Raw genomic sequence first — 5,661 nt, 5'->3', positions numbered from 1 at the left:
AGTCGATACAAACATCACAGTCGGCGAAGACGGAAGCACCGCCTTGAGCATAGCGTTCGACACCGAGGACCCCTCGACAAAGGTCGGAGACTGCCAGGCTCTGGCCTCGCAAATGGAGGCCCTAAAATCGACCTATGGCACCCCCGTCATCGAATCGGTTCCCGGTGCGAAGGGCATGGGCTGCAAGCTCACGTTCAAAGACGGCCCCTTCCTGAAGACCCTGGCCGAAAAGGACGACGAAGGGCACGTAACCATCACCGTTCCCCGAGCATTCTGGGAGGCAATGGACGGTCAGCTCAAGAGCCCGGTGCGTTCGAGAATGAGCGACCTCAAATTCAAGATCGGCATCACCCTCCCCTCCGAGGTCACAGATGTGAGCAAAGGAGGAAAAGTCAATGGAAACACGGCGGAGTGGGAAAGCTACGACACCGCGAAGAAAGGCATAAGCGCCACTGCCGGAGGCAAGTTGGGAGACATAGGCGCCACGGACGACGAGTCGGAAAGCCCCTCCGAATCGCCGACAACCGCCAAGTCAACCTCGCCTGAAACGACCCCGGACGATACGCCGACGCCATGGGCGTCGCCCAAGAAAGACGAAGGCATGCCGATGTGGGCGTGGTTCGCCATTGGGGGCGGCGCTCTTGTGGCCGTCGTCGCAATCGTCCTCCTCGCCACCCGGAGGAAGTCCGACGGCGGCTTCCCCGGCCCAGACGGCTACCCCGGCCCCGGGGGCTTCCCCGGCCCCGGCGGCGGCTTCCCGGGTTCAGGCGGCTTCCCCGGCCCCGGCGGCGGAAACTACCCCGGCGCTGGCGGAGGATACCCGAGCCCCGGCGGATATTCCGGCCCGGGCGAGGGATTCCCGGGCGGCGGAAACTACTCCGGCCCCGGCGGCGGATACCCCGGCCCCGGCGGGCACACCGGGTTGGACAGCGGCCAGCAGTACCAAGGCCACTATTCAGGCGAATCTTTCTCAGGGCCGCTGTCGGCGCAATCGGCAGGCCAAGCGGAAGCGGGGAACGCCTTGCAAGCTTCGGCTGCCGCGAGCCGGACGCCCTCGGTCGCCGGAAGCCCGGCGCTCTCGCTTCCCCCGAGTGAAAGTGCGCCGGCCACGGCGACTCCAAGCACTCAGACCCCGCCCTTGCCGAGCACTCACAGCGCTGAAACGACGCCCCTGTCGCTTTCTCCCTCAGATTCCCCCTCGCCAGGCACGCGGGATGGACTTACAGTCCCCCTGAGCATCCCGCCGACCAGGGTTCTCTAGGCCCGGCTCTCTCTAGACCCCGACTCGAAGGGGCGTTCACCCGATCGGGTGAACGCCCCTTTCGTCGACATGCCTCCTTGACGGCCCTTCCAGCGGCCTTTTGAAGCCCTCAAAAGCCCTCTAAGAAAGCAGGCTTCGGCGAACGATCGTCTGGTCGCGCCCGGGACCCACTCCGATGAGTGAAATCGGGCAGCCCGACAGGCCCTCGAGGGCCGAAACGTAATCTTGGGCTTCGGCAGGCAGGTCTCGAAAACCGCGGCAGGAGGAGACGTCCTCGTCCCATCCGGGAAACATCTCGTAGACCGGCTTGGCTCGCGCAAATTCGGCTTGAGTGACGGGGACGTCGTCGGCGCGCACGCCATCGATCTCGTAGGCCACGCATACGGGGATCTCCCCGAAACCGCCCAAAACATCAAGCTTTGTCAAGACCAGATCTGTCAGCCCGTTGACTCTGGTCGCGTAACGGGCCACCGGAACGTCGAACCATCCGCAACGGCGCGGGCGCCCCGTCGTCGTCCCGAATTCGCCGCCGCCAAGCCGAAGCCGCTCCCCCGCCTCGTCGAGGAGCTCCGTCGGGAAAGGGCCCTCGCCCACGCGGGTGACATACGCTTTGGCGATCCCCACAACGCGGTCGATGCGCGCAGGCCCCACGCCCGTCCCCGTGCAGGCCCCGCCGGCCGTCGCGTTCGACGACGTCACGAACGGGTAGGTGCCGTGGTCGATGTCGAGCATCGTCGATTGCCCGCCCTCGAAGACCACCGTCTCTCCGGCGTCGAGGGCGGCATTGACCTCGCGTCCGACGTCGCCGACCATTGGGCGCAGCCGTTCGGCGTAGCCGGAAAGCTCGGCGACGACGGCTTCGACGTCGATCTCCTCACCCGCGCTTTCCAGCAGGGCCCGCTTCTGTTCGACGGCGGCGCCCACGCGCTCGCGCAAAAGCTCGCGGTCGAAAACGTCTTGGATGCGAATGCCCAAACGCGACGCCTTGTCCGCGTAAGCTGGGCCGATCCCCCTCCCCGTCGTGCCTATCTTGCGCGGCCCCAGACTTCGCTCGCTAAGCGCGTCGAGGACCTTGCAAAAGGGGGTGATGACATGCGCATTGGCTGAAATCCGCAGCTTGGCGACGTCGATTCCCCGCGATTCAAGCTCCGCGATCTCCTGGAAGAGAACGCCGAGGTCCACAACCACCCCGTTGCCGATGACGGGAACGCATCCGGGCGAAAGAATCCCCGAGGGAAGCAGATGCAGCGCGAACTTCTCCCCATCGACCACCACCGTGTGGCCGGCGTTGTTGCCCCCGTTGAACTTGACGACGCACCGCGCCGCCGTTCCGAGCTGATCGGTTGCCTTCCCTTTGCCCTCGTCGCCCCATTGCGCTCCGAGAATTACGATTGCGGGCATACTTCCTCCGTTTGCCTCAAACCATGTAAAGGGATACCCGCTTTACGTCCCAAGCATAGGCAATGACCGCCCGCCGTGCACGGTCCGCCCCGGCGCGATCGTCGCATTTGCCACAAAAGTGGGCGAGCATTTTCCGCCCGGCACCCTGTAGTCTTGATGTGACGTGCATGACGCGACGACGCCTGCCCGGTGTCACCGCCATTGCCCGGCGCCAGCCATCGGCCGGAGCTCACAGCGTCCTTTAAGTTCGCAAGGAGAATCATGTCGACCGATCTGACGCAGCCATTGGCCGCATTCGTCCGCGCCGCCTCCGGCAAAACCACCCGAAACTCGACCGAGATGGAGTTCTGGACGGGCCTTTCGAGCCTCGTCGTCGAACGCATCGCGGACGCCTGGCACGCAACTTACCGCGCCTACGAGCCCGGCAGGCAAGCAGCCTACTTTTCCGCGGAGTTCCTCGAAGGCCGCGCACTGCTCAACAACCTCGTCAATTTGGGCATGCTCGACGACGCCCGCGCCGCCCTTGAAGCCCACGGCCAGAGCCTCAGCGACATCCTCGAGGCCGAATCCGACGCAGCCCTGGGCAACGGAGGCCTGGGCCGCCTGGCCGCATGTTTCCTGGATTCCTGCGCGACGATGGACCTCCCGGTGACGGGCTACGGAATCCTCTACCGCTACGGGCTCTTCAAGCAGACGATCGACGACGGCTTCCAGAACGAGCATCCCGACCCCTGGATGGAGGAGGGCTACCCCTTCGTCATCCGCCACGAAGAAGCCTCCAAATACGTCCATTTCGCTGACATGCATGTGCGCGCGGTGCCCTACGACATGCCGATCACCGGCTACGGGACGAAGAACGTCAACACGCTTCGCCTGTGGAAGTCCGAGCCCATCGAGGAATTCGACTACGACGCCTTCAACTCCCAGCGTTTCACCGACGCGATCATCGAGCGCGAGCGCGTGGCCGACCTGTGCCGCGTCCTTTACCCGAACGACACGACCTACGAGGGCAAGGTCCTGCGCGTGCGCCAGCAGTACTTCTTCGTTTCGGCGTCGTTGCAGACAATGATCGACACCTACATCCGAAACCACGGAGAGGACCTGCGCGACTTCGGCAAGTACAACTCGATCCAGCTCAACGACACGCATCCGGTGCTGGCCATTCCCGAACTCATGCGCCTGCTGCTGGACGAGCACGGCATGTCGTGGGAAGACGCGTGGAAAGTCGTGCAAAGCACCTTCGCCTACACCAACCACACGGTTCTCGCCGAGGCCCTGGAGACGTGGGAGACCTCGATTTTCCAGCAAATCTTCCCGCGCATCATGGAGATCGTCGCCGAAATCGACCGCCGGTTCCGCATCGAGCTCGCCGACAAGGGCTGCGACCAGGGGAAGATCGACTACATGGCTCCGCTCTCCGGAGGGCGCGTGCACATGGCGTGGATCGCCTGTTATGCGTCGTATTCGATCAACGGCGTCGCGGCAATCCACACCGACATCCTCAAGCGCGACACCCTCCACGACTGGCACGACATCTGGCCCGAGAAGTTCAACAACAAGACGAACGGCGTGACGCAACGCCGCTGGCTCAATGCCTGCAACCCGGGCTTGGCCGCGCTGCTGACCGAGAAGCTCGGCTCCGACGCCTGGGTTCGCGACCTCTCAAAGCTTCTCGACCTCGAGGCCAAGGGCGACGACGCGCTGTATGAGCGCCTCAACGAGATCAAGCGCGAGAACAAGGTGCGTTTCGCCGAATGGCTGGAAAAGCGCCAGGGCGACTCGATTCCGATCGACGCCGTCTACGACGTGCAGATCAAGCGGCTGCACGAGTACAAGCGCCAGCTTCTCAACGCCATGTACATCCTCGATCTGTACTACCGGATCAAGACCGACCCCGGCATGGACGTCGTCCCGCGCGTCTTCATCTTCGGCGCCAAGGCCGCCCCCGGATACAAGCGGGCGAAGGCCATTATCAAGTTCATCAACGAAGTCGGCCGCGTCGTCAACAACGACCCCGACACGAAGGACCTCATCCGCGTCGTTTTCGTCGAGAACTATAACGTGACGCCCGCCGAGTACATCATCCCCGCCGCCGACGTCTCCGAGCAGATCTCGATGGCAGGAAAAGAAGCCTCGGGAACGTCGAACATGAAGTTCATGATGAACGGAGCCCTCACGCTCGGCACACTCGACGGCGCCAACGTGGAAATCGCCGATGCCGTCGGCGAGGACAACGCCTACATCTTCGGGGCTCGCGAGGAGGAGCTCCCCGAGCTTCGCCGCAACTACGACCCCCGCCACCACTACGAGACGATCCCGGGGCTCAAGCGCGTCATGGACGCCTTCGTCGACGGCACCCTTGACGATGGAGGATCCGGCGACTTCCACGATCTGCGGGCCTCGCTGATCGACGGCTCGTCGTGGGACAAACCCGACACCTACTATCTGCTGGGCGACTTTGCGTCCTATCGCGAAGCCCGCGACCGCATGGCCGAGGATTACCGCGACCGCAAGGAATGGGCGCGCAAGTGCTGGGTCAACATCTGCCGTTCGGGCATTTTCAGCTCCGACAGGACGATCGGCGACTACGCCCGCGACGTCTGGAAGATCGAACCGAAGTCCATCTGAGCGTTCTCGAACCGTAGTCCGTCTGACCCTTCCGGAATCGAGCAGCCTGCTGCCCAGAACGTCTCGGATTAGCCGGACGACGCCGGTGCCTTTTCTGACGCGTACGTGATCTCATGATGAGCACTGGAAGCGACTCATGAGATCACGTACTTTTCGCCGTCTCTGCTGCGTCTTGCGCGATCTTGCGAATCTTTTCCGCACCTTTTCCCCTAAAAGAGACCTCCGTTTCTGTAACGTTTGTGCAACAGTTTTCATAACCGCCTCCACTTGTGATAGAAAATGGGTACGCTCGGCTCTCACCGAGCAACGCACACCCCGACGGCGGGACTGTCTCGCCGGTTTGTCCACCGGAGGGCATTCATGCGTCGCAC

General features: G+C 63.4%; 3 protein-coding genes. 2 read left to right on the top strand and 1 reads right to left on the bottom strand.

What is annotated here, in order from left to right; translation table 11 throughout:
• A partial coding sequence (locus ACO48X_RS09870) for a hypothetical protein (RefSeq protein ID WP_485001920.1) occupies positions 1-1,261 on the top strand: 1,261 nt, incomplete at its 5' end.
• Between the two features lie 120 nt (positions 1,262-1,381).
• Here ACO48X_RS09870 and ACO48X_RS09865 read toward each other — a convergent pair.
• A complete protein-coding gene (locus tag ACO48X_RS09865; protein ID WP_485001919.1) occupies positions 1,382-2,662 on the bottom strand; it encodes an adenylosuccinate synthase in 1,281 nt (426 codons plus the stop codon).
• A gap of 261 nt (positions 2,663-2,923) precedes the next feature.
• Here ACO48X_RS09865 and ACO48X_RS09860 point away from each other — a divergent pair, with 261 nt between their 5' ends.
• Positions 2,924-5,290: a glycogen/starch/alpha-glucan phosphorylase gene (locus ACO48X_RS09860; RefSeq protein ID WP_485001918.1), complete on the top strand. Its 2,367-nt coding sequence runs from the start codon at positions 2,924-2,926 to the stop codon at positions 5,288-5,290.
• Positions 5,291-5,661: the final 371 nt, after the last annotated feature.

The organism is Peptidiphaga sp. (assembly GCF_057238965.1).
The sequence above is the reverse complement of the archived record's forward strand: the minus strand, read 5'-3'. Positions and strand labels throughout refer to the sequence as shown.